Consider the following 21890-nt stretch of genomic DNA (forward strand, 5'->3'; position numbering starts at 1 on the left):
CCGCTCGACTTGCATGTGTTAGGCCTGCCGCCAGCGTTCAATCTGAGCCATGATCAAACTCTTCAATTTAAGATTTTGTTCGGCTCAATGAATACTGAACATTCCTTTCGCTAATAAATAGCAGAAGTAATGTTTGAATTGACTGTGCTGAATCTTTCGATTCAATGGTCACTTCGTATCATTGAAACCTAATTTTAAGCCTAAGCTTCTAATTGGATTATCATCAACGAGTGCCCACACAGATTGATAGGTCTATATTTTTAAAGAGCACACTTCGAAGTTCTCTTCAAAGTGGACAGCTATTTTAGCTAGATAACTTATCGTGTCAAACACTTTTTTAAGTTATTTATCTGCGAGTTAATTTTAACTCACTAACCGTAGTTGTTTAGGTTCCGCTTCACTTGCTTTCCCGTGACAACGGAGGCGCATTATAGGGAGTTCATTAAAGAACACAAGTGCATTTTTTAAAAAAACTCACCTTTTTAGTTTATTCGTATAGAAAACAGACAAAAGACTCTAAAAAACTATAGAAAAGGGGCCAAACGGCCCCTTTAGTGTGATTTTTATCTCAATTTTACTGTATCCATACAATTATTGATGAGCACAAATTTGGTCATTAGTAACAATTAGCTGCACTGTCTTGTCTGGAACGATTTCACCAGACAGAATTGATTTGGCTAACGGATTCTCGACATTCTGCTGAATTGCACGTTTTAAAGGACGCGCACCATACACAGGATCGAAACCAACTTGAGCGATCAAATCGAGCGCTTTGTCGGAAACTTCTAGTTGATAGCCTTTCTCCTCTAGTCGTTTCGCCAAACGTTCCAATTGAATAGAAGCAATGGACTTAATGTGTTCTTGACCAAGTGGATGGAACACCACGATTTCGTCAACACGGTTCAAGAACTCTGGGCGGAAGTGTTTGCTAACCACATCCATCACTTCACTCTTGATACCTTGATAGTCTAATGTTGCGAAATTCTCTTGGATACGAGATGAACCCAAGTTAGATGTCATGATCACAACCGTATTACGGAAGTCAACAGTACGACCTTGACCATCCGTTAAACGCCCATCATCGAGAACTTGCAGCAGAATGTTAAATACATCCGGATGCGCTTTCTCTACTTCGTCTAACAAAATTACCGAATACGGCTTGCGACGAACCGCTTCCGTTAAGTAACCACCCTCTTCATATCCGACATAGCCTGGAGGCGCACCCACCAATCTTGCCACTGAGTGTTTCTCCATGAACTCAGACATATCGATACGGACCATCGCATCTTCGCTGTCGAACATAAAGCTCGCAAGTGTCTTACAAAGCTCTGTTTTACCCACACCAGTTGGACCTAAGAATAAGAAGGAGCCAATTGGTCGGTTTGGATCAGAAAGCCCAGCTCGACTACGACGAATGGCATTCGATACAACAGAGACCGCTTCGCTTTGCCCTACCACACGATTATGCAGCACGTCTTCCATACGAAGTAGTTTCTCTTTTTCCGCTTCTAGCATCTTGGATACCGGAATGCCGGTTTGCTTAGAAAGTACTTCTGCAATCTCGTTGTCGGTTACTTTATTACGCAATAGCGTCATTTCCTGCATTTCAGCTTGGGTTGCAAGATCTAACTGCTTCTCAAGTTCAGGAATACGACCATATTGAAGCTCCGACATACGGTTTAGATCGCCAGCACGGCGAGCAAACTCCATGTCCATACGAGCTTGTTCAAGCTCAGACTTAATATGTTGAGTGCCAGAAAGAGCTGCTTTTTCTGTATTCCAAACCTCTTCTAGCTCAGCATACTCTCGCTCTTTTTCATTGAGTTCTTCATTAAGCGCTTTCAAACGCTTTTCACTCGCTTCATCGTGCTCGTTACTTAGTGCTTGTTGCTCAATTTTGAGTTGGATAATTTTACGCTCAAGCTTATCCAAGGACTCTGGCTTAGAGTCAATTTGTAAACGAATGCTTGAAGCCGCTTCGTCGATTAAGTCGATCGCTTTATCCGGCAACTGACGGTCGGAGACATAGCGATGTGACAAGCTCGCCGCAGCAACAATCGCTGGGTCAGTAATTTCGACGTGATGATGAAGCTCATAACGCTCCTTCAAGCCACGTAAAATCGCCACGGTATCCTCAACGGTCGGCTCATCCACCAGCACTTTTTGGAAACGACGTTCTAATGCTGCATCTTTTTCGATGTACTGACGATATTCATCCAATGTTGTTGCGCCAACACAGTGCAGCTCACCACGAGCTAATGCCGGTTTTAGCATGTTGCCCGCATCCATTGAGCCTTCACCTTTACCAGCGCCGACCATAGTGTGTAGCTCATCAATGAAGAGGATGACGTTGCCTTCTTCTTTAGCAAGTTCATTCAATACTGATTTTAAACGCTCTTCAAATTCACCACGGTATTTAGCACCAGCAACCAGTGCGCCCATATCCAGTGATAGCACACGGCGACCACGCAGACCTTCAGGTACTTCATTGTTAACTATGCGCTGCGCTAAGCCTTCAACAATTGCTGTCTTACCTACGCCTGGTTCACCGATAATCACTGGGTTGTTTTTAGTACGACGCTGCAATACTTGGATAGTACGACGGATTTCATCATCACGACCGATAACAGGATCTAATTTACCTTGCTCTGCACGCTCGGTAAGGTCTATGGTGAACTTTTCCAATGCTTGGCGAAGCTCTTCTGCATTCGGGTCATTGACCTTTTGACCACCTCTGATCTTTTCGATTGCCTGGCTGACTTTTTGCTCTGTTAAACCGATCTCTTTGAGTAATTGCCCCAATGGTCCGCGGTCTTCTAAAGCGGCAAGCAGGAAGACTTCAGACGAGATATAGGAGTCTTGACGCTTTTGCGCCACTTTGTCACACAGGTTAAACAATGTGCCCATCGAGCTAGAGAGCTGAACATCCCCACCGATGCCACTGACTTTTGGTAATCGATCTAACATTTCACTCAATTTAGAGCGTAAATGCGTTACGTCCACATCCAGCATAGTAAGCAATGGACGAATTGGACTGCCATTTTGATCAAGCAAAGCCACCATGAGGTGAACTGGCTCGATATATTGATGATCGCGCCCTAACGCTAGTGATTGAGCATCAGAGATAGCGATTTGAAACTTACTTGTGAATCGATCAAGACGCATATCTACCTTCCTAACCTCAACTAAAGGAAATTCTTTTGACAGTTAGAAAGATGGATACTCGGGTGGGGAATTTCAAGGGAGTGAATGAATAAAGATAGCTTTGCAAAAATAGTAGTATGCATCTTAGCACTTTGGTGCTTATAGCTAGTCTTCGATCCAAATAAAGGTTGCTTGTCGACCAGTCTTACCATCACGGCGATAAGAGTAAAAAGAGGCTTTATCTTGGTAAGTACAAAGTCCAGAATCAAACACTTGTGTCACACCAGCTCGGTTTAAACGTTGCGTTGCCAGCACCGACATGTCAGCAAACCATTTACCGTCGATATCGCGTGGAGCAAATGCTTGATTCGCCTGTGAATCAAAATCAACAAAAGCTTGCAGAACATCTTCACCCACTTCGAAGGCTTGAGGGCCAATGGCGGGGCCAAGCCACGCTATCACTTCACCAGAAAACAACGCTAACGCATTTTCGACAATGCCATTTGCTAAGCCGCGCCAACCTGCGTGAACAGCGGCTACTTGCGTACCTTGTGTACTAGTCAATAATACAGGTAAACAGTCGGCGGTCATCGCTGAACAAACAACATGGCTTGAAGAAGTAAATACACCATCCGCATCAAGCACCTGTGTTGTTGGTTCATTTGCTTGAGCCACAACGGTTGAATGCGTTTGGTTTAACCAGATTGGCGCATTTGGCATGCTTGCCTGTTGCGCCAACCAAGCTCGGTTCTTCTCTACTAAAGACAAATCATCCCCAACGTGAGTACCTAAATTTAGCCCTTGGTAAGGGCCTGTCGAAAATCCGCCTATGCGTGTTGAGGCGAAAGCTTTGACATTTTTAGGCGCTGGCCAATTCGGAATGATCGTCTTCATATTAGAATTCTTCCGGTAAGCCGTGCTCTTCTGTATCTTGACGAAGCGCTTCAGTCATCACAACCATGTCATCAGGCACTGGAGCATGAAACTCAAGAACTTCGCCCGTAATTGGGTGCTCAAAGCGCAGCATTACTGCGTGCAATGCTTGGCGATCGAAGCCCCGGATCATTGCCGTTAGCTCTTCAGACGCACCTGTCGGGATGCGAGCACGTCCACCATATGCAATATCACCGAGCAGCGGATGCTGAAGATAAGACATGTGCACACGAATCTGGTGCGTACGACCCGTTTCTAGACGCAAGCGAATACGCGTGTGTTCGCGGAAGCGTTCAGCAACACGGTAGTGCGTTACGGCTGGTTTGCCCATTGGTGCCACCGCCATAAGCGTGCGCTTAGTAGAGTGACGACCAATAGGTTGATCCACTTTACCGCCCGCAGTCATACGACCAATAGCGATCGCTTCGTACTCACGAGTAATATTACGTTTTTGCAGTGCGCGAACCAGACGAGTTTGTGCAGGAACGGTTTTCGCCACCACCATCAAACCCGTTGTGTCTTTATCCAAACGGTGCACGATACCTGCACGAGGTACTTCTGCAATATCAGGGTAATGATGCAACAACGCATTAAGTACAGTGCCATCAGGCGTACCAGCGCCCGGATGAACCACAAAGTCACGAGGTTTGTTGATAACGATAATATCTTCATCTTCATAGACAATATCTAGCGGGATATCTTGCGCTTCCCAGCGTTCTTCATCTTCTAACTCGGCTTGCAATGTAATTTCCTCGCCACCCATTACTTTGGTACGAGGTTTAGTGACAACTTCACCATCAACTTGAACTTTCCCATCAAGCAGCCACTCTTTTAGGCGCGAGCGAGAGAAGTCCGCGAATAATTCGGCGATAGCTTGGTCTAAACGTTGACCTAACTGGCTATCTTTTACGGTATTTGTTAATACAATCTGCTGAGCCATATCGAACTTTTTTAAAAACTGTGAGACTAATGCTCACGACTGTGAAAAAATAGACTATTACGTCATTGTATCTGTTACTGGAAAGAAAGTAACGGCAGCTTAAGAAATATTTAGATTCAAGGAACAGACTCCTGATATGAAACGTCAGACTTTAACAGGCCTTTTAGCGGTATCCCTTCTGTTTGGATGTGCAAGCAAAGAAGAAATCGTTCCTGATGTGCCGCCTTCGGAACTGTATGCAGACGCACAGATTTCTCTTCAAAGTGGTAATTGGCTTTCTGCAATTGAGAAACTGGAAGCATTAGACTCACGTTACCCATTCGGTGCCTACTCAGAACAGGTGCAGCTTGACCTAATCTATGCGTACTACAAAAACGACGACCTTGCTTTGGGCTTGGCAACCATTTCTCGCTTTATGCGTTTAAACCCAACCCATGAAAAGATGGATTGGGTGCTGTACATGCGAGGTCTAAGCCACATGGCGCAAGATCGTAACTTTATGCATGATTTATTCAGCGTAGATCGAAGCGATCGCGATCCTGAACCGGTAAAAAAAGCGTTTGATGACTTCAAAAAACTGCTTCAACGCTACCCGAATAGCCCATATGCAGAAGATTCACAAAAACGTATGGTCGCGCTGAAAAACCGTCTAGCGAACTATGATTTAGCGACTGCTGACTTCTACCTTCGCCGTGAAGCTTGGGTCGCTGCTATTAATCGTAGCCAAGAGCTACAAAAAGCGTATCCAGACACAGAAGCTGCACGTAAGTCACTGACTATCCAGTTAGAGGCCTACAAGCAACTTGGTTTGGAAGACGCCGTAGCAAGAACTGAAAAGCTTATCGAGCTCAACCCTGTGAAGTAATTGAACTTGCTTTAAACTGAACCGCCACCGTTTTTACCGTGGCGGTTTTTTATTACTCTCAATAGTGTATTCAGCCCTTTCTTGATGATCTTCCTAGCTCCACATATGCTTAAAGTTCTCCTCCCCCCTTTATAAAAAGGATGTGAACGTGACGATATCTAAGCTTTGCGCAGTTATGCTGCTCCTATTGTCTGCTTCCGTTTGCGCACTGCAAATCTCGCCGCTCAAACAGCCTCCTTACACTGGGGACCTCGATGTCATCAAAGATAAGAATGTACTGCGCGTCTTAGTTTCTGCCGATTTAGGCTTTTACTACATTGAGGGCGGCACACCAAAAGGCATAGGCGCGGAATTGCTTGCGCATTTCGAAAAAGACCTTCGTAAACTCAAACCAAAGCTTAACGTACAAATTATTCCTGTTGCCCGCGACCAGCTACTGCCAGCCTTAGAAAACGGTTCAGGTGACTTAGTTGTCGCCAACCTGACTATTACCGACACGCGCAAACAGAAAGTAGAGTTCAGTTCACCCATTCTCACTGACATTCAAGAGTGGGTAGTGACAAACAAAAGCACACCAACGATGACGAAAATCGAACAACTGAGCGGCAAAGAGATTTGGGTGCGCGCCAGCTCTAGCTACTTTGAAAGCATTCAGACACTAAATAAGAAACTAAACAAAAAAGGCTTACCGCCTGTTATCGTGCACTTTATTGAAGAAACACTTCAAGATTATGAGCTGGTCGGAATGCTCAACAATGGTTACGTCAAAGCCATTGTTCTCGATAGCCATAAAGCCCAGCTTTGGCTGAAAGTGATGGATGATATTCGGGTGCACAAAAAAATCCCTATCCGCAAAAATGGCAAAATTGCTTGGGCAATGCGAGAAAATAGTCCCAAATTAAAAGCCGTCGTGAATAAGTTCATCCAGAAGTCTCGCTCTGGGACACTACTCGGTAACGTTATTTACGGTAAATACATCGATAATACGGGATGGTTGAACAGAGCTCTTAACCCTAAGAAAATTGCTCAACTAGAAAAACTCGCGGCGCTATTTTCACGCTATGGTGAGAAATACGATATCGACTATTTACTGATCGCTGCAATCGCTTACAAGGAATCAGGATTTAATAACGACCTAGTTGGAAGTCGAGGTGCCGTTGGCATAATGCAAGTCCTACCTAGCACAGCTCAAGATCCGAATATCAATATCAAAAATGTTCGACAATTAGAAAACAACATTCATGCTGGAGTGAAATACTTAGCTTTTTTGCGTAAGCAGTACTTCAGTGACCCTGATATTACTGCACAAAATAAACTCTACTTTACATTGGCGGCTTACAATGCGGGCCCCGGCAATGTAGAGCGTATTCGTAAGCGTGCAGCCCAACAAGGTTACGATCCTAATGTTTGGTTTAATAACGTTGAAGTCGTTATGCGGAAAAGTTTAAGCTCAACGGTTGGGTACGTCACAAGCATTAATCGCTACTACATAATATACAAACAACTAGAAAGCTTGGACCAAGTCAAAAGTCTAGAAAGGGTTTCACTAGCCCCAAAAGACCCCATTTTCATGATACCGCTACGAAAAGTCAGCCAAATGCCAGACAGTAAAAAGCCGCTTGTACAGTAAGCGGCTTTTTAAATGGATTCATTGGAAAGACTCAGTGATCGTCATCACACCTTACGTGTAGTTAAATTTTAACCACCTCAAATATTAGGCCGTAAAACTTCCCTAAAAACGAGGCCGTTTTCAGCTGAGTACTCTATCCAATCTACGGATTTACTAACCGATAACAAGCAATTTCACGATAAATCTCAGAAGTTCTTGAGTGAGATCACATTCATTTTTCATCATAAAAAACCCGAGCAAAATAATGACCTGAATCACATTTTTTTATGCTTAAAGCGGTAATCTGAACTCAACCCATGAGGGATGCAACAGAGGAAAAACACTTATGACAATGAATATCACTGGCAAAAACATCGAAATCACCTCTGCAATCCGAGCTCATATTGAGAGCAAATTTAAAAAACTGGAGAAATGGCAAGTAGACCTAATTGGTTGCCAAGCAACTTTCAGTGAGGAACCAAACAAACAGAAGAAATTCGAAGCGGTTATCAAAGTTCCTAAAGGCCAGCTCATTGCCTCAGCAACTCACGAAGATCTTTACGCAGCTATCAACGAAGTGGAGCAAAAACTAGAACGACAATTGAACAAGCTGACCCACAAACCTGAAGCTCGACGTGCAAGTAAGCCTGAGCTAGTGGAAGAAGAAGAGTAAACTGAACAGATTGAGGAAATAGCGCCGAAAGGCGCTATTTTTTTGCTTGACGCTCTCCCCTGCCTTGCTTATTGTGTTTAAACACTCATAAATTAAGCACTATTTATGCATTTAACCTCACTGTTTATTTTTGACTTCTTTTTCCTCCCATAGTTGGAGGGGCGAACTCGTTTGTGAAAGAAAAGTCAAAAACAAACAGAAAGCCTCCCAAATCGGGAGGCTTTTTTATAAGGAAAGAATTGATGACTGACCAACCTATTTCCCTCGAAGAAATTCGTTTACGCTTGAATGAGTTGGATGACCAACTTCTCAGCTTATTGTCTGAGCGCCGTAAACTCAGCATTGAAGTAGCCAAAAGCAAAGTACAAACCTCAAAGCCTGTTCGCGACGCCGTCCGTGAACAGCAATTATTGGTCAAGCTGATTTCTAATGGCCAAGATAAATACGAACTTGACGCGCAGTACATCACTAAACTTTTCCATACCATCATTGAAGACTCAGTTCTGCTTCAACAAAGTTATCTGCAAAATCTCGTTAACCCACAGCAAAGCCGTAAGCCACTTGCTCGCGTCGCTTTTTTAGGAGCCAAAGGCTCTTATTCGCACTTGGCAAGTCGCGAATACTTCAGTCGTAAAAATACAGAGCTTATCGAGCTCAACTGCGAGCACTTTAAAGAAGTGACTCAAACGGTTGAATCTGGCCATGCTGATTATGGCGTTCTGCCAATCGAAAACACCAGCTCAGGCTCTATTAATGAAGTGTATGACTTACTACAACACACGACGCTTTACATCGTTGGAGAGCTGACTCAACCAATCGAACACTGCTTGGTTGCGAAAAAAGACATTCGTCTGGAAGATATTAAAACGCTGTATTCTCACCCTCAGCCACACCAACAGTGCAGTGAGTTTTTAAGCCGTATGAAAGGGGTAAAGCTGGAGTCCTGCGCGAGCACAGCAGATGCAATGCAGAAAGTCCAAGAGATGGATCGTGATGATGTGGCTGCAATTGGTAATGCATCAAGCGGTAAGCTATATGGCTTGCAAGCAATTCAAGGCAACATCGCAAACCAAACCGAAAATCATACTCGCTTTATCGTGGTTGCTCGTAAACCGGTTGAAGTTTCTACTCAGATTCCAGCAAAAACCACATTGATCATGTCGACCTCCCAAGAGGCAGGCTCATTGGTTGAAACACTATTAGTGCTGCAACGTTACGGCATCAATATGACCAAGCTGGAATCACGCCCAATTATGGGGAACCCGTGGGAAGAGATGTTCTACGTAGACTTGACATCACATCTTGCTTCGACAGAAATGCAACAGGCACTTGAAGAGCTAACAAAAATCACTAAGCACTTGAAAGTATTAGGCTGTTACCCGAGTGAGAACGTAAAGCCTACGCAAGTAAAATTGAGTTAATAGACACCAGTGAGTAAAAAGATCATGGCACCCCAAAAAGTCGTAATCGCATCGCTAAACCCAGCCAAAATTAATGCAGTTCAAAGTGCATTTCGTAATGCATTTCCGCATCAAGAGTTCAACTTCGTTGGCATCAGTGTACCGAGTGAGGTCGCAGATCAGCCCATGACGAATGAAGAAACTCATCGTGGTGCGCTAAACCGCGTCAAAAACGCAAAAGTAGAGATGCCAAACGCGGATTACTATGTCGGTCTCGAAGCGGGAATTGAAGCAAACGTGACGTTTGCTTGGATGGTGGTTGAGTCAGAGACTCACCGCGGTGAATCTCGTTCTGCAAGCTTAATGTTGCCGCCAAAAGTCTTGGAAAAACTCAAGGATGCGAATGAGTTGGGAGATGTAATGGACGAAGTGTTTGGTACTGATAATATCAAACAGAAAGGTGGCGCTATTAGCCTGCTAACCCAAAACCAGCTAACTCGAAGCTCGGTCTATCACCAAGCCTTGATTCTGGCTTTAATTCCATTCACAAACCCTGAGCATTTTCCTTCAAATTTATAACACTCAGCCTAGTCTCTAGATACGCAAAAAGGGCGGATATTTCCGCCCTTTGTAATACGTTATCTTAGTCACTTGTAACACCAAGACCTAAAAGCAAATTGGATATACTGTCTACTTAGATACCGCAACTTGTTCTAACAAGACTTTCAACTTGTCTTTTTCTTCATCAGATTTCGACTTTAGTTCGTTAGAGCCACGAGTAATGGTGGCAATGCCCACACCAAGCATCTGACTGATCTGACGTTGAGATAATTCTCCTTTAAGAAGTTCGTTAATTATATTAACGCGTGATATTAATGACTCTCTCTCATCACGTGACATCAGCATAGTTAACAGCATGTCATCTTGCTGGGTGCCCATACTTGTTCGAATTAGCTCAATAATCTGTTGCCAGTCTTTATACTCGGGTTCGTGCGACATCAAGTTACCTCACTCAATACTTGGTATTGATCTCATGTTGATTCAAGAACGCGCCATCGATACCCAAAAGATCACGATAGTATGTTTCAAACATCAAGATGTTTTGTACATAACCGCGCGTCTCTTTAAATGGAATTGCCTCAATAAAGGCATAAGCATCCACTTTTCCTTGGGTACGCTCTCGCCACGTTTTTACTCTGTTAGGACCTGCATTATAAGCAGCAAGAGCAAAAATACGATTATTATCGTAATCCTCTAATAAACCTTGCAAATAATGGCTACCAATCTCGATATTTTTTCCTACATTGTAGAGATCCTGCGTACCTTGATAACTCAACTTATATTTACGTGCCGTGTACTTCGCCGTTGCAGGCATGATCTGCATAAGACCACGAGCGCCAACTGGAGAGCGGGCTTCAACATCTAACGCACTTTCCTGTCGAGCGAGAGACATCATCGTGACGGGATCAATTTTGTGCTTTTTCGCATAAAAATTAAACCACCAGCGGTGTGCTATTGGGAACCTAAGTTCGATATTATCCCACATCTGCGCTTGGATACTCGCGGTCACCGTTAGGTTATGCCAACGTTTAAATGATGCATAAGCCGCCAACATCACCTTTTCATCTTTCCCTACGCGGCGCAGTAAGTGTGCCCATTCACTCTTCGCTGCTGCGATTTTATCCGTCGCGATCAACTCTTCGATACGAGCTAGCGAGTCTTGATAGGGTTGAACAACTTTCTTGTCCAACTTAACCGTATGCGTTGGGTATTTGATTGATTGCCCGATTGCATTGGCGGCAGCCACACTGTAGAAGTTTCGTTGCCCAAGCAGAGTTGCTAAACGCTGTTTCCCCGCGATGTCATCACCTAACGCTATTTCACTTCTTCCAAGCCAATATTGCCAGCGTAGCGTGGCTTGTTCTTCTTTATTTAGAACAGCAATCCACTCTTGTACGCCTTTCCAATCTGCATTTTGAATCGCTAAGCGGATGCGCGTTTCAATCAACGGTAAGTACTGACTGGTTTTCGTTTTATCATCGCGCCATTTAGCTAATGACTCAGACTCCGTACGAGTCAATCGAAATGCAATATAGTCGGCAAGTTCTTGCGCTTTTTCTGGAGAAAACTTCTGTCCTTTAATGACGGCATCGTACGCACCTTGTGCTTGGCTAGTGTTCATGCGAGCCAACTTTTCTAACGCATATTCACTTTGCGCTCGATTAAAATCATTCGCAGGTTTTTTCTTCGCGAATTCCGCAACACTTGAAGGATTATCAAACAACGCTTTCATTTCTTTGGCTTGTTGCTTTGCCTGCGCTGATTTAGGCAGTTTGAGCAAGTAACTCATCAAACCGCCATTACGAGCATCAAACGCCAGTAACATACGCTGTAGAATCAGTTCATCGGTACGCTCACCCGCCTTGTCCCATGCTTCAAATAATGGGTCACACTCATCAGCAATGCTGATGCCACGTAACCACATATGTTCAGCCCCTTTAAACGCCGCGACTTTCTTGCCTTGCTTTAATTGAGCGACGTAGAAAATACATTGGTAACGCTCACCACTAGGAATGACTTTTTGAAACTCAGTAATGGTTTTCCAATCTTTTTGCTTATAAAGATGATTGAGGTATGGAGCGCGAACTCGACGAGAAAATGGAAAAGACTCGTGCTCAGAAATAAACTCGTTCACCTGTTGTGGTGACTTTTCCGGTAACTGTCTAATAAAAGTGCGGTAATCCACATAAGGCGTTAGTGGATAGTCAGAAATTTTAGGACGAATCGAAAGGTATCCGTCGATGTCATTTTTATCTAATAAATCTTGAGCTTGCTCATATACTTCGCGCTGCTTTTCCAAACTCAGCGCGGCATTAGCACTCAAACTCATAGCACACAACGCGGCGGCGCAGCATACGTTTTTAGCCAATTCAGATACGTTGAATCTCATTTGTGTCATTTTCCCCAGACATATACTGCCCTAAAGCCTAGTTTTGTTAGAGTTCATGTGATGTTAAGGCAATTTTCACACATGCATCTATTTACACAGAATGCAGATGTCCATGTAAAGCAACTTAGTGTATTAAAAATTGTACTCGTCAAACTTTTAAGACGATGGAGACAAAGCGTTTCTAACTCGCATAGAAAACACTTCGTCATTCTTAACGAATAACAAAAGTGTATACCCTAACCGTGTAAGTTTCCGGTCAGCTCAAAATAAGAAATCCATTCGTTAGGGAAATTCTTGCAATGCGGTAACAAAAACAAAGCACTTGGTATAAAATGATGGGTTTGAATGACAGTTAATTTAGGAACGATCGGCAATGGCTGAATACGTATATACCATGTCGCGGGTGAGCAAAATTGTGCCACCTAAGCGTCAAATTCTTAAAGACATCTCTCTGAGCTTCTTCCCTGGTGCGAAAATCGGTGTTTTAGGTCTGAACGGTGCAGGTAAATCCACACTGCTACGTATCATGGCAGGTATCGACACGGATATCGACGGTGAAGCGCGTCCACAACCTGGTCTAAACGTAGGTTACCTACCTCAGGAACCAGTATTAGACGAATCAAAAACCGTTCGTGAAGTTGTTGAAGAAGCGGTTGCTGACGTTGCTGACGCTCTGAAACGTTTGGACGCAGTCTACGCAGCATACGCTGAACCAGATGCAGACTTCGACGCACTTGCAAAAGAGCAAGGCGAGCTAGAAGCCCTTATCCAAGCGAAAGATGGCCACAACCTAGAAAATGCGCTTGAGCGTGCAGCAAACGCACTACGTTTACCTGAATGGGACCAAAAAATTGCGCACCTATCAGGTGGTGAACGCCGCCGTGTGGCTATTTGTCGCTTGCTACTTTCTAAGCCAGACATGCTACTGCTTGATGAACCTACCAACCACCTAGATGCAGAATCAGTGGCTTGGCTAGAGCGCTTCTTAGTGGATTACACAGGTACCGTAGTAGCCATCACCCACGACCGTTACTTCCTAGATAACGCTGCGGGCTGGATCTTAGAACTGGACCGTGGTGAAGGTATCCCATGGGAAGGCAACTACACCTCATGGCTGGAGCAAAAAGACGCTCGTCTACAACAAGAAGCCTCCCAAGAGAGTGCTCGCCAAAAGACTATCGAGAAAGAGCTTGAGTGGGTACGTAAAAACCCTAAAGGTCGTCAAGCGAAGTCAAAAGCACGTATGGCTCGCTTTGAAGAACTGCAAAGCTCTGATCACCAAAAACGTAATGAAACCAATGAACTGTTTATCCCACCAGGTGAGCGTCTAGGTGATAAGGTTATTGAAGTGAAGAACCTGACCAAGTCATTTGACGGTCGTGTTCTGATTGATGACCTGTCATTCAGCATCCCTAAAGGTGCGATTGTTGGTATCATCGGTGCTAACGGCGCAGGTAAATCGACGCTATTCAAGATGTTAAGTGGTACTGAACAACCAGACTCGGGCACAATTGAGATGGGCGATACAGTAAAACTGGCATCGGTCGATCAGTTCCGTGACAGCATGGACGATTCTAAAACCGTATTCCAAGAGATCTCTGAAGGTGCTGATATCATTAAGATCAACAACTTCGAAATCCCAGCTCGCGCATACTGTTCACGCTTTAACTTTAAAGGCAGTGACCAACAAAAGATTATTGGTGAACTATCGGGTGGTGAGCGTAACCGTGTCCACCTTGCGAAGCTGCTTAAAGCGGGCGGCAACGTGTTGCTACTCGACGAACCAACCAACGACCTTGACGTTGAAACACTGCGTGCTCTAGAAGAAGCATTACTAGAGTTCCCTGGTTGTGCAATGGTTATCTCGCACGACCGTTGGTTCCTTGACCGTATCGCGACCCACATCATTGACTACCGTGACGAAGGCCAAGTTAACTTCTACGAAGGTAACTACACAGAGTACATGGATTGGTTGAAGAAAACATTGGGTCCTGAAGCCGCAGAACCACACCGTATCAAATACAAGCGTATTGCGAAGTAATCGCAACCCACAAAGTTTGATTGTAATTTGTACAAAGGCCGCTATCATAGCGGCCTTTGTTTTCTTTGTTATAAAAAGAGCTCATTAGCCCGTCTCGTTCGTTAAGAACATGACATTGCACTTACGTCACTCTGTAGCGACCTCGACACTTTTCAAACAACAATCGAACACTTTTTGTTCGTATTGATATACTATTCAATTCTGTTTGACGACCTGACGAGAATATTCATATGACAGAGAGACGACGCTTTTCACGTATTCTCCATCAAGCTCCAGCTAAGATAGAACAACGTGACTTGGCAATTGAAGCTAGGATTCAAGATCTTTCCTTGCATGGTTTACTCATGAAAGTGGAAGAGACTGAGGCTTTGGATCCAACCCTTCCAGTCCATGTGACTTTTTCATTTGATCAATCCGAACAAGTGATTACGTTAAAAGCGCAAATTGTGAATGTCTCTAAGTGTGAGATTAGGTTGAAGATCGCTAAGGTAGACATCGAAAGCATTAGCCAACTAAAACGATTTATAGAATTGAATGTAGGCAATAACGACCTTCTGAATCGAGAGTTAGAGCACCTCTCTGGTTTTTAGGAGAAAAATAAATGAACGCCTATTTAAGTAACAATAACTATGTCTAAAAAAATCATCATGCAGATCCCGACGAAAGACGGCGATCAGCAGTTCTATTTGGGCCGCAGTTCGGTCCTAGCAGTATTTGCTTCAGTATTGGCATTACCCGCCGTCGTTGGTGGCGCGTGGTACCTTAATCAGCAGCAGATGCACAATAAAGACGAACTAACACAAATCATCGCCAAACTGGAAAGTGAAAAGGCCGAAGTGACGGCTCTTTACGAAGAACAGCTTGATACCAATCATTCGCTTTCCCAGTCTTTGACGGACAAAAACAATCAAATTCAGCTATTGGGCAAACGGGTATTCGACGTTGAATCGGTTTTAGGTCTCGCAGACGAAGAGTTGATGATCGATGAGAACAGCATGGGGTTAGAGGAGCGAATTGACGCAGCCGCTATCGATTCTGCTGTTCGAGCGACGATGTTCCGTTTGATACCAAATGACAGTCCAGTCACATACCAACGTATTTCTTCTTCTTACGGCAGTCGTATTAATCCGATTTCAGGTAAGAGGCATGTTCATACTGGTATCGATCTGACTTGTAAAAGAGGAGAAGAGATCCTGGCACCGGCTGACGGTGTGGTGGAAACCGTTCGCCCGAGCAATCGTGGTTATGGTAACTATGTCACCATTCGTCACTCATTTGGCTTTATGAGCTCCTTTGCTCATCTACAACGCTTCAAAGTGAAAAGCGGTCAGTTTGTTAGTAAAGGCGACATCATTGCTCAATGCGGTAACTCTGGCAACTCCACAGGGCCACACTTGCACTATGAAGTACGCTTCCTCGGACGAGCACTCAACCCTCAATACTTAATGGAGTGGACGCCAGAAAACTTCAATGACGTCTTTGAAAAAGAGAAAAAAGTGAAATGGGGACCTTTGGTTCAATTGATTGATAACGTTGTACGCCTACAAGTCAATTTAACCAATTCACCCTATCGCGATACCAGTATCAACACAGTATCAAGTGAAGATACGAGTAATACTGCGACGAACTGATTTGTCCATCAACACGAAAAAGAGCAGCTTACGCTGCTCTTTTTGTTTCGGACTCTGCACGGCTAAATGACCCGTGATTAGCCGCGATGAATATTATCATTCGCCTGTTTGAGTAAGTTTTGGCTCTCATTCATAAATTGTTGAGAATAAGTACCAAACCAATCACTCACCTGCTTAAAGCTTTCGATGAATCGCGCTTTGTCTCTGCTATCCAGAATCGCTACTGCATCACCTAAACGCTGATGGAATCGCTTGATCATATCGATATTCTCTTGAGAAGAGAAAATGATATCACCGTACAAGTTCGGATCCTGACCAAACAGTCGTCCCACCATCGCCAATTCAAGGCGGTAGATTGGCGAGCTTAACTTCAACAACTGATCGATGTTCGGATTCTCTTTGCTAAGGTGCATACCGTAAGCAAACGACGTGAAGTGGCGCAACGCCTGAATCAACGTCATGCCATGATCGTGATCTTGTGCATCGATTTGGCACAAGCTTGCGCCCCAAATCCCAAACTGTTGCAATAGCCATTGGTAATGCTCGTGACCACGGCCATCACAGTACACAATAACCTGCTTGGCAAGGCTCGGAACATCTGGGCCAAACATTGGGTGCAAACCAACCACAGGACCTTGATGCACATTCAACATTGCTTGCAGAGGCTTCGATTTGATAGAAGTCAGGTCACACAGAATACAGTCTTGCGGCAAGTTCCCCAGTTTTTCGATCACCCCTTCCGTTAGATGGATCGGCACCGTGACCACGACTAAACCCGCGTTGTCTAGAATCTCATCCGCACGATCCCAGTCTTTACTGCCGAGAACTTTGACCTGGTAGCCCGACAATTTGAACATACGCCCAAACAGGCCACCCAATTGACCATTACCACCAATAATAACAACTGAGCGTAAATCAGGGTTCAAACACTTAAAACCGGAATCTTTCTCGCTGGCATAAGACTCACGCATTGTTCGACGCAGAATATCTTCAATAAGCTGTGGAGGAATTCCCATTTTTTCAGCTTCAGCGCGACGAGAAGCTAACATCGCCGCTTCGCGGTCTGGAGCATAAATTGGCAAACCATGTTCGCTTTTTACTTCCCCAACTTTCTCTACGAGCGCTAAACGCTGAGCCAATAGCTCCAACATTTGCTTGTCGACTGCATCAATCTGATCGCGTAATGCGTTAAGTTCAACTGCCATTGATGTTCCTTAAATCCTGTATTAATTAGCCTTTAGACGATTTTCTAAGAAAGGCACTAGCTCTTCATGTGCATGACGTAATAGTGCCTCAGTTGAATCCCAATTGATACATGCGTCAGTGATAGATACACCGTATTTCATCTCTTCAAGAGCTAAGTCAGAAGATTGATTTCCTTCATTGATATGGCTTTCAATCATAAGACCGATAATAGATTTATTGCCTTCACGGATTTGATGAATCACATCCTCCGCGACTAATGGCTGGCGACGGTAATCTTTACGTGAGTTGGCGTGACTGCAATCCACCATTAATGAAGCATCAAGACCAGATTTCGCCATCTCTTGCTCACACTCAGTGACTGATACCGAATCGTAGTTAGTTTGCTTACCGCCACGTAAGATCACATGTCCATTAGCATTGCCCTGGGTGGTTAACAGTGCGACTTGTCCCTCACGGTTAATTCCCATAAAACGGTGGCTAGAGGACGCAGCTTGCATCGCGTTAATTGCGGTTGCCAAACTGCCATCGGTGCCATTCTTAAAACCGATTGGCATAGACAGGCCGCTTGCCATTTCACGGTGAGTTTGTGACTCCGTCGTACGTGCGCCGATTGCAGCCCAGCTAAAAGTATCCGCCAAGTATTGTGGGCTAATTGGGTCTAGAGCCTCAGTCGCGAGCGGGATTTCCATCTCTGCCAACTCCACCAGAAGTTCGCGTCCAACATGCAGACCGTGTTCAATATCGAAACTGCCGTCTAGGTGTGGATCATTGATCAGGCCTTTCCAGCCGACCGTGGTGCGCGGCTTCTCAAAGTAAACACGCATAACAATATACAGTTGGTCACTTAGTTGTTCAGAGAGTGCTTTAAGGCGCTTTGCGTAATCCTTCGCCGCTTCTACGTCGTGGATAGAACATGGACCGCATACAACAAGCAGGCGGTGATCCTTCTTGTGAATAATATTAGCGATAGTTTGACGAGACTCTTGAATAAAGCGACGTGCTTTTTCACTCAAAGGAAGCTTGGTTTTTAGTTCCTCCGGAGTAATAAGAACCTGTTCTTCGATAATATTAATATTGCTCAACTCACTTTTCTGCATAACTCTAACCTGTATATTTATTTTTACACCCAACCAAACCCTTGGTGAGACAACTAAGCTTTAACGACAAGATAACAGGCTAAAAAAGAAAAACAAGCGTACAGAATAAAAAACATTTATTGTAAATTAAAGTTTACAGTTAAATAAAAAGCCAAAGCATAATTAACTTTGGCTTCTAATCGCTGTTTTGAATCTTTTACAAGAGGTTTAGCTAGTCAAGCGTTTCATCGCTTCACTCGCCGCTTTCCACTCTTGAGATAGCTTAAGTTCGCTTGGAGAAAATGACTGTTTTTTCAGTAATCCATCCGCGAGTGGCACGGTTGAAACCGGTAAGTTGTCTAATACCTCAACGTGCGCTTCTCGTTTATTACACATTAACAACATATCGCAGCCAGCTCTCAATGCTTGAGCACCTCGCTCGGCAGGGCTGCCCATGATCGCAGCGCCTTCCATGGTCAAGTCATCCGAAAAAACCAAACCTTTAAAACCCAATTGCTGACGCAGGACCTGTTTTAACCAGTATTCAGAACCGCTGGCTGGTTGAGCATCATAATGTGGGAAAATCACGTGAGCAGGCATCATGGCATCTAAAATACCGGCATCAATTTGCGCTTTGAAGATCGCCATATCTTGTTCAAAAATATCACTGCGCTCGTCGTATGGTGTTTCTAGATGTGAGTCTGCAATCACGCCACCATGTCCAGGGAAGTGCTTGCCTGTCGTTGCCATGCCAACACTCTTCATTCCCTGCATATATGCAGTGCTATAGCGAAGAATGGTATCGGCATCTTCACCGAATGCACGGTTACCGATCGCTTTACATTGATGGCCTTGGTCAAGTACCGGGGCAAAGCTTAAATCAATATCATGGGCAATCAGCTCTGCTGCCATTAACCAACCGCCCATACGAGCAAGCTCTTCACCATTTTGATGTTTAGCGTACTCATCAGCAGCAGGAATTAATGAGAAACCTTCACGAAAGCGCTGTACTCGGCCGCCTTCTTGATCCACACCGATCAAAAACGGGCGCTTAGCCGCCTTTCGGATGGATTGAGTAAGTGCTTGAAGCTGTTCGCTATCATGATAGTTGCGAGCAAATAGAATTAAGCCACCAACCGTAGGATGCTCCAAGATTTCTTTGTCTTCAGCGGTCAGTTCATACCCCGCAACGTCAACCCATAACGGTCCCATGTTTTCTCCTCAAAATCGGCTGAATATCTCGTATTCGATGAGGTTATTCGCTTCAGATTTGCTTTACAATAAGTGAATGAAGAATTGACGAGATCGGCTATGAAATTTAACGAACTGTACATTGGTGTGATGTCTGGAACGAGTATGGATGGTGTTGATACCGCTCTAGTTGAAATAAGCGATGAGCATGTTCGCCTGATTGCGCACGACGACTACCCAATGCCCGCAGCACTAAAAGACATGCTGTTATCTGTTTGTACCGGTCAAGCAACAAATTTAAAAGCCATAGGTGAACTTGACCACCAGCTCGGCCACCTATTTGCAGATGCTGTGTTACAGCTGCTCAATAAGTCTGGTTACGTCGCAGAGCAAATTCGTGCGATTGGTAATCACGGTCAAACAGTGTTCCATCAGCCTACCGGAAACTTGCCGTTTACCACTCAATTGGGCGATGCAAACATTATCGCGGTCAAAACAGGCATTGATACGGTAGCGGATTTTCGTCGTAAAGACATGGCGCTAGGTGGACAAGGTGCCCCACTCGTCCCTGCTTTCCATAAAAGCATTTTTGCGATGCAGGATTCCACAACTGTGGTACTTAACATTGGAGGCATTGCCAATATCTCGGTACTGTATCCAGAACAACCAGTCATTGGCTATGACACAGGCCCGGGCAATATGTTGATAGACGCATGGTGTGCGCTGCATACTGGGCAAAGCTTCGACGAAGATGCACAATTTGCACTTAAAGGAACGGTAAACGCTACTTTGTTGACTCAATTACTCAAAGAAGCTTACCTCGCCATGCCAGCCCCTAAAAGTACCGGACGAGAACTGTTCAATATTGACTGGCTGCATCAACAACTGGCCCATCACAATTTACCAATCGAAGACGTACAACGTACACTTTGCGAGTATTCTGCAATTACCATTGCCAACGAAGTCGACAAGTTTTCTCATGGCATCACACCTCAACTATTGGTCTGTGGCGGTGGAGCAAGAAACCCACTTTTGATGCAGCGACTAGCTAAGTTATTGCCACAATGGAGCGTTGCGACAACGGCAGAAAAAGGCGTTGATGGCGACTACATGGAAGCAATGGCGTTTGCTTGGCTTGCGCAGCGCCATATTCACGGCCTCCCTAGCAACTTACCGGAAGTTACGGGGGCAAGTCGTCTCGCTTCACTGGGTGTACTCTATTCAAAAAATTAAGGGCAATAGATCCTAAACAAAAAGGCTTAATTCATTATGACGAACGATGCACTTATCGCAGCTTTATCCCATCTGGTATCTGAAGGGCGAAACCCAGACACCATGGACATCGACTTGCTGCCTTCTCTCGATATTGTTCAACGCATCAACCAACAGGACAAACTCGTTCCTCTTGCCGTTGAAAAAGTGTTGCCTGAGATCGCTGAAGCCGTTGATAAGATCACGGAAGCATTTAAGGTCGGAGGTCGGTTGTTTTACATCGGTGCGGGTACCAGTGGTCGACTTGGCGTTTTGGACGCTTCAGAATGCCCACCAACTTTTGGCACAGATCCAGAGATGGTCGTTGGTATTATTGCTGGTGGAAAAGAGGCAATGTTCCGTGCAAAAGAAGGGGCGGAGGACGATCCAGCATTGGGTGAGCAAGATCTTAAAGAGAATACGCTAACACAACGCGATGTCGTCGTTGGTATTGCGGCAAGTGGACGAACACCTTACGTGATTGGTGGCTTAGAGTATGCGAACGAGCTTGGTGCCACCACTGTAGCACTATCTTGTAACCCTGACTCTCCGATTGCAGATATTGCTGATATTGCGATTAGCCCCGTTGTTGGACCTGAAGCGTTAACGGGATCCACTCGCTTAAAATCAGGGACAGCACAAAAACTCGTACTGAACATGCTCACTACCGCAAGCATGATTCGCCTGGGCAAAAGTTATCAGAACTTAATGGTAGATGTGAAAGCGACGAATGCAAAGCTAGTTGCAAGAGCGGCTCGTATTGTTATGCAAGCAACAGATTGTACTAACCAAGAGGCTAAAACGGCGCTCAAAGAAACGGACTACGACGCCAAGTTAGCGATTTTGATGATTTTAACCGGGCTGGATAGAGAAAGCGCAACTGAGCAACTGAACGCCAAGCAAGGATATTTAAGAAAAGTCGTGATCGAGCAAGCTAATCAATCTTAATCAATAAAGCGCCTCACTTATTTAAAAGTCAG

Annotated in this window: 18 protein-coding genes, 1 rRNA gene and 1 other annotated feature; of the genes, 10 read left to right on the plus strand and 9 right to left on the minus strand. The window is 44.6% G+C overall.

Annotated features, from left to right (window positions below; genetic code table 11):
• The 4 genes from R7Q46_RS08540 to rluD form a co-directional block, all read right to left on the minus strand.
• Positions 1–69, minus strand: a 16S ribosomal RNA gene (locus R7Q46_RS08540); the annotation flags it as partial.
• Between the two features lie 522 nt (positions 70–591).
• On the minus strand, positions 592–3165 hold the full coding sequence (clpB, locus tag R7Q46_RS08545) for an ATP-dependent chaperone ClpB (protein ID WP_005381873.1): 2574 nt from the start codon (positions 3163–3165) through the stop codon (positions 592–594).
• A 144-nt stretch (positions 3166–3309) separates the two neighbouring features.
• Positions 3310–4038 carry a peptidoglycan editing factor PgeF gene (pgeF, locus tag R7Q46_RS08550; protein WP_213871864.1) on the minus strand — a complete coding sequence of 243 codons (729 nt, stop codon included), beginning with the start codon at positions 4036–4038 and terminating at the stop codon, positions 3310–3312.
• Between the two features lies 1 nt (position 4039).
• On the minus strand, positions 4040–5017 hold the full coding sequence (rluD, locus tag R7Q46_RS08555) for a 23S rRNA pseudouridine(1911/1915/1917) synthase RluD (protein WP_005381875.1): 978 nt from the start codon (positions 5015–5017) through the stop codon (positions 4040–4042).
• Between the two features lie 136 nt (positions 5018–5153).
• On the opposite strand from rluD, the gene bamD reads away from it, so the two are divergent.
• The 5 genes from bamD to yjjX all read left to right on the plus strand — a co-directional run bounded on the left by bamD (position 5154) and on the right by yjjX (position 10143).
• A complete protein-coding gene (gene bamD / locus R7Q46_RS08560; RefSeq protein WP_005381876.1) occupies positions 5154–5882 on the plus strand; it encodes an outer membrane protein assembly factor BamD in 729 nt (242 codons plus the stop codon).
• 148 nt (positions 5883–6030) lie between these two features.
• The gene (locus R7Q46_RS08565; RefSeq protein ID WP_318077441.1) at positions 6031–7512 is read left to right on the plus strand and encodes a lytic transglycosylase F; all 1482 of its coding nucleotides are present in this window, start codon (positions 6031–6033) and stop codon (positions 7510–7512) included.
• Between the two features lie 325 nt (positions 7513–7837).
• Positions 7838–8164: a ribosome hibernation-promoting factor, HPF/YfiA family gene (gene hpf, locus R7Q46_RS08570; RefSeq protein WP_005381889.1), complete on the plus strand. Its 327-nt coding sequence runs from the start codon at positions 7838–7840 to the stop codon at positions 8162–8164.
• A 108-nt stretch (positions 8165–8272) separates the two neighbouring features.
• Positions 8273–8394: a sequence feature (Phe leader region), on the plus strand.
• A gap of 12 nt (positions 8395–8406) precedes the next feature.
• A complete protein-coding gene (pheA, locus tag R7Q46_RS08575) occupies positions 8407–9585 on the plus strand; it encodes a prephenate dehydratase (RefSeq protein WP_017636154.1) in 1179 nt (392 codons plus the stop codon).
• Positions 9586–9609: 24 nt separating this feature from the next.
• Positions 9610–10143 carry an inosine/xanthosine triphosphatase gene (gene yjjX / locus R7Q46_RS08580; RefSeq protein WP_318077442.1) on the plus strand — a complete coding sequence of 178 codons (534 nt, stop codon included), beginning with the start codon at positions 9610–9612 and terminating at the stop codon, positions 10141–10143.
• A 111-nt stretch (positions 10144–10254) separates the two neighbouring features.
• On the opposite strand, the gene trpR is transcribed toward yjjX, so the two are convergent.
• Together trpR and sltY are read right to left on the minus strand one after the other, a co-directional pair.
• A complete protein-coding gene (gene trpR, locus R7Q46_RS08585) occupies positions 10255–10563 on the minus strand; it encodes a trp operon repressor (protein WP_005381892.1) in 309 nt (102 codons plus the stop codon).
• Positions 10564–10576: 13 nt separating this feature from the next.
• Positions 10577–12523 (minus strand): murein transglycosylase, encoded by a 1947-nt coding sequence (gene sltY / locus R7Q46_RS08590; RefSeq protein WP_411978763.1) that lies wholly within the window; start codon positions 12521–12523, stop codon positions 10577–10579.
• A 364-nt stretch (positions 12524–12887) separates the two neighbouring features.
• Here sltY and ettA point away from each other — a divergent pair, with 364 nt between their 5' ends.
• The 3 genes from ettA to R7Q46_RS08605 all read left to right on the plus strand — a co-directional run bounded on the left by ettA (position 12888) and on the right by R7Q46_RS08605 (position 16186).
• Positions 12888–14555, plus strand: coding sequence for an energy-dependent translational throttle protein EttA (ettA, locus tag R7Q46_RS08595; RefSeq protein WP_005381894.1), 1668 nt, complete (start codon positions 12888–12890; stop codon positions 14553–14555).
• A gap of 230 nt (positions 14556–14785) precedes the next feature.
• On the plus strand, positions 14786–15145 hold the full coding sequence (locus R7Q46_RS08600; protein WP_031781006.1) for a PilZ domain-containing protein: 360 nt from the start codon (positions 14786–14788) through the stop codon (positions 15143–15145).
• Between the two features lie 39 nt (positions 15146–15184).
• The gene (locus tag R7Q46_RS08605; protein WP_005381900.1) at positions 15185–16186 is read left to right on the plus strand and encodes a M23 family metallopeptidase; all 1002 of its coding nucleotides are present in this window, start codon (positions 15185–15187) and stop codon (positions 16184–16186) included.
• Between the two features lie 77 nt (positions 16187–16263).
• On the opposite strand, the gene tyrA is transcribed toward R7Q46_RS08605, so the two are convergent.
• From tyrA to nagZ, 3 genes are all read right to left on the minus strand, one after another.
• Complete coding sequence (gene tyrA, locus R7Q46_RS08610; RefSeq protein WP_213871862.1) at positions 16264–17391, minus strand: bifunctional chorismate mutase/prephenate dehydrogenase; 1128 nt, start codon at positions 17389–17391, stop codon at positions 16264–16266.
• 21 nt (positions 17392–17412) lie between these two features.
• The gene (locus R7Q46_RS08615; protein ID WP_005381904.1) at positions 17413–18489 is read right to left on the minus strand and encodes a 3-deoxy-7-phosphoheptulonate synthase; all 1077 of its coding nucleotides are present in this window, start codon (positions 18487–18489) and stop codon (positions 17413–17415) included.
• Between the two features lie 207 nt (positions 18490–18696).
• Entirely contained in the window at positions 18697–19680 is a 984-nt protein-coding gene (nagZ, locus tag R7Q46_RS08620) for a beta-N-acetylhexosaminidase (RefSeq protein WP_005381905.1), read from the minus strand.
• A 99-nt stretch (positions 19681–19779) separates the two neighbouring features.
• On the opposite strand from nagZ, the gene R7Q46_RS08625 reads away from it, so the two are divergent.
• Entirely contained in the window at positions 19780–20892 is a 1113-nt protein-coding gene (locus R7Q46_RS08625; RefSeq protein ID WP_213871861.1) for an anhydro-N-acetylmuramic acid kinase, read from the plus strand.
• A gap of 36 nt (positions 20893–20928) precedes the next feature.
• The gene (gene murQ, locus R7Q46_RS08630; RefSeq protein WP_213871860.1) at positions 20929–21858 is read left to right on the plus strand and encodes an N-acetylmuramic acid 6-phosphate etherase; all 930 of its coding nucleotides are present in this window, start codon (positions 20929–20931) and stop codon (positions 21856–21858) included.
• The last annotated feature ends 32 nt before the right edge of the window (positions 21859–21890 follow it).

The organism is Vibrio sp. 811 (assembly GCF_033339195.1).